This is a genomic window from Pseudomonas bananamidigenes (assembly GCF_001679645.1).
Lineage (GTDB): Bacteria > Pseudomonadota > Gammaproteobacteria > Pseudomonadales > Pseudomonadaceae > Aquipseudomonas > Aquipseudomonas bananamidigenes.
Genome location: NZ_LRUN01000109.1, coordinates 1 through 2,387, shown reverse-complemented (window position 1 = coordinate 2,387; position 2,387 = coordinate 1). Strand labels below are relative to the sequence as shown.

The 2,387-nt window shown below is 47.4% G+C and carries 3 protein-coding genes and 1 pseudogene; 1 reads left to right on the top strand and 3 read right to left on the bottom strand.

Features of this window, described 5'->3' with window-relative positions; genetic code table 11:
• Window positions 1-372 (bottom strand): annotated as a pseudogene (locus tag BBF94_RS26585) (hypothetical protein); the annotation flags it as partial.
• 249 nt (window positions 373-621) lie between these two features.
• Here BBF94_RS26585 and BBF94_RS27410 point away from each other — a divergent pair.
• Window positions 622-1,176, top strand: a complete 555-nt coding sequence (locus BBF94_RS27410) for an RNA 2'-phosphotransferase (protein ID WP_082302469.1) — start codon at window positions 622-624, stop codon at window positions 1,174-1,176.
• 5 nt (window positions 1,177-1,181) lie between these two features.
• Here the strand turns inward: BBF94_RS27410 and BBF94_RS26580 are convergent, their stop codons facing one another.
• The gene (locus BBF94_RS26580; protein ID WP_065261893.1) at window positions 1,182-1,556 is read right to left on the bottom strand and encodes an SMI1/KNR4 family protein; all 375 of its coding nucleotides are present in this window, start codon (window positions 1,554-1,556) and stop codon (window positions 1,182-1,184) included.
• Window positions 1,553-2,387 (bottom strand): RHS repeat-associated core domain-containing protein (locus tag BBF94_RS26575; RefSeq protein WP_176704513.1); only part of this gene is annotated, 835 nt, incomplete at its 5' end. The genes BBF94_RS26575 and BBF94_RS26580, both read right to left, overlap by 4 nt.

The window sequence follows — 2,387 nt, the reverse complement described above, 5'->3', positions numbered from 1 at the left end:
GTTGGCGTCGTAGTTGTAGCGACGCTGGAAAAGGTTTTTCTCGCGTTGGCTGACGCTGTGGGCCTGCAAGCGGCCTTGTTCGTCATATTGATACTGGCTGAGCAACAGGCCTTGCTGGCGCTGCTGTTCGCGACCACCGCTGAACTGGTGAGACGTCAGGCGCGAGCCATTGAGATCGATGCCGCTGAGCATGCCGCCGGGTTGGTGGCGGTAGTCGAGTTTGCTGCCATCGGGCAGGCGGCAGTGCTTGAGCTGGCCGACGCTGTCGTACTCATAACGCAAGGTGCCCCAGCCCTGATGTTCGGTGACGAGGCGATCTTGCAGGTCGTATTCGTAGGCGAGCGGCCAGTGTCCGTCGTCGACGTTGACCATGCCATTCGGGGACAGATCTATTTTCTTCAACTGTCCTCTTCTGTGTTGTGATGTCTATATTCGACAATCGTTAATCTGTTGGAGTAGAAGGGCAATAGGCTTTATTGCTGTAATGATGTAGTTGAATTTTGTTTGTGGTTGGGTGTGTTGATATATTATTAGCTCAAAGCTTTGGTTCGGGTGTTTTTAGGGGCTGGATAGATTGAGTTTTAGTGTCTGATGAATTTTATCTATTTTGGGAGGGGGTTAATGAGTTTTAACTTTGATGATTTGAGTCGGTTTCTTAGCTATGTTTTACGCCACGAGCCAGAACATATTGGGCTTGAACTTGATTCTGAAGGATGGGGAAATATTAAAGAATTAATATCGGGTAGCGCTGGAAAAGGTGTTTTCATAAGCTTGGTGGAGGTTGAGAAAATTGTTTCTATGAATGATAAAAAACGTTTCGAAATTTCCAGCGATGGATTAAGGATTCGTGCTATACAAGGGCACTCGACCAAGTTAGTTAGTCGCAGGTATTCTGAATTAGAACCTCCAGAATATCTGTATCATGGTACAGCAGAACGATTTCTGGAGAGTATTCGACATCGCGGTCTTGTTCCAGGTAGCAGGCATCACGTACACCTAACAAGCGACAGAGTTTTAGCGTCAGAGGTGGGGCGGCGATATGGCAAAGTTATCTTGCTGAAAATAAACTCTCAATCTATGTATGGAAAGGGCTTTGTTTTTTTTAAGTCTGAAAATGAAGTTTGGTTAACCGATTGTGTACCCGCTGATTTTATAATTGAGGTTGATGAAGAGTAGTCGTACTACTCTTCATCTTCCCAGGTTTTATGTGTTTCTGTTGCGGCAGTTAACCAGTCGCTAAAGGTTTTATAGCTGCCATGAAGCTCCCAGCCCTCACCCGCATAAGCGTGGATTATGAGTACCTGAGGATCTCCGGAATTATCGTTTCCATCAAAACAGGCGATATCATCGTTCGCATTAAATTTGGCAAACGGTATTAAGTCTCTCTGTGGGTAAAGGCTTTTTAGTGTGTGGTGCCAATAGTTGACATCTCCATCTTCAAAGACGATGAACCACCAAGGCTCAAGATCGACTTCAGGAGCGGTGCTGATGGTTTTTATAAAGCTTTTTGGATATTGAAATTCACTTCTGTTTTGAATATTTAAAAAGTAATTCATTCTTTGCCACTCAGTTTTGGAAGCTCGTGTGAGCCGTAAGGAGTTTCTTTGCCGAAGCGCTTTGGCGACTGCTTGCCGACTCTTAATTCGATCGCTTGCCCCCATGTGTCAGGTTTCTTTCCTTTTACGGCGAAACGCTGCTGTTCAGGTTCAGTGACAGGGTCATTATAAGAACGTTCTCTAGCCTCCACTTTGATTCCTGCTTCACGTGCAGCCCGAACCCGAGTGTTGTCCATACTGGTTAGATGACCGTCTGGCATTCGTACAACGTCAATTGGATCACCTTGCCACCCTTTTTCTTTCATACTTGTGACCAAGTTGTCATAAGTATAATTATTGCCCGCTCTATCAGTTTTATTGTATGAAACAGACGTTTGAGAAAATCTTACCTCGTTGGGGTCAATAGAGCGCACTTTGGGGCAGTGTGCCAATGTAGAACTCAATCCCAACGGATCCACCCAACCCGTGGGGTTAGGCACGTACTGGTAGCTATTCAACCCACCCGCAAGCTTGATCGGATCCGGCGTCAAAAACCGTCCAGTCCCCGGATTGTAGTAGCGGTGCCGGTTGTAATGTAACCCCGTCTCAACATCGAAATACTGACCCTGGAATCGCAACGGGTTATCGATTTCACTAACGTCCAGCGCAGCGAGGTTGCCGTAGGCGCGGTACTTCGCGGACCACATGATTTCGCCGCTGTAGTCGGTGAGTTCCTGCGGTGTGCCCAGATGATCGAGCTGATAATAGAACGGCGTTGCCTTGCGTGGGCCTTCGCCGTCGAGCATGGCCAGCGGGCGGAAGCTGCCGGGCTCGTAGATATAGGTGCGATAA